The organism is Paraburkholderia sp. RL17-373-BIF-A, from assembly GCF_046030175.1.
Taxonomy (GTDB): domain Bacteria; phylum Pseudomonadota; class Gammaproteobacteria; order Burkholderiales; family Burkholderiaceae; genus Paraburkholderia.
In genome coordinates this window covers 1-992 of the sequence record NZ_JARESO010000299.1, presented here as the reverse complement: position 1 = coordinate 992, position 992 = coordinate 1, and the positions used below count along the sequence as shown (strand labels likewise).

The 992-nt window shown below is 58.2% G+C and carries 2 protein-coding genes; both read right to left on the bottom strand.

Translation table 11 applies throughout. The features are described 5' to 3' along the window. The coding region (locus tag P0D80_RS50490) for an integrase catalytic domain-containing protein (RefSeq protein WP_408296340.1) at nt 1-312 on the bottom strand (312 nt) is incomplete at its 3' end. 60 nt (nt 313-372) lie between these two features. Next, on the bottom strand, nt 373-846 hold the full coding sequence (locus P0D80_RS50485; RefSeq protein WP_408296337.1) for a hypothetical protein: 474 nt from the start codon (nt 844-846) through the stop codon (nt 373-375). Nucleotides 847-992 lie beyond the last annotated feature (146 nt).

The window sequence follows — 992 nt, the reverse complement described above, 5'->3', positions numbered from 1 at the left end:
CTTCCCGTAGCCCACAAGCCGACGTACGACGGAGCCATTCTTTTGCTCAACCCACGCCTGATCGTTTCTCTTATAGGCACGCGAACGGGTCAGCTCGATTCCCGTTGCTTTGCAGAAGTCGAAGACCGCCGCCTTCATGAAGGCGCTGTCGTTATCACAATCCAGCCCACGTAGCGGAAACGGTAAGGCAGCGCTAACCTGTTCGACGTGCTCTAGAACGAACGACGCGCTGCGAAACGGCATAGCGAGACATTCGGTCCAGCCAGTCGCGATATCTGTCATCACGAAGCTGTGTACGAAGTCACCGTCGATCTTGGTGCCACCGCAATGCTCAACGAAATCGACCTCCAGATAACCGGGTAGCGGGTTGTTCTAGTCGGTGAAGGTCCGAATGGGCACCGCGCGGCGAATCGCATTGCCGATTCCACCAGCTCGCCGGCGCTGGCCTCTGAAAGCTTGCTCGCGTACATCCCGCAGAAGCCGGTCAATGGTAGCGGCGCTGATCTGCTTGAGCCGCTGGTGCAGGTCCTTCGACAGCGACAGATGACCATGCCGTGTCATCGAGTCGATTAGCGTCGGGATGAGCGCCTTCAGGCGCTTGCCGCAGATCCGGTCAGCGGCCTCCCAAAGCGGGATCAGCGCGGCACGAACTTCATCGTCATAGCGTCGCTGTGGGCCCGGCTTCGCCTTCGGCCGCTGCTGCTCTTGGCACAGCACGTGGATTGCGTGCTTACGATGATAGCCCGTCAATGCAACGAATTCGTCCAGGATCTGTCGCTTGTCCTTCCGTTCAGAGCGGCGGTACCGCTCGCCAACTGCCTCGATCAATTCCCGTCTTGTTGTCATGCTGAGCCGCCTCGTCATAAGTCGCTCCCGCCAGCCGTCTGACAGGTAGCAAAATACTTGAGGCAACGAGCCTAGCTCGGTAACAAAAAACCTGAGTCAATGCGCGCATCAGCGGACTTTCGTGAGTTAGAGTCAAATCTGGTGTG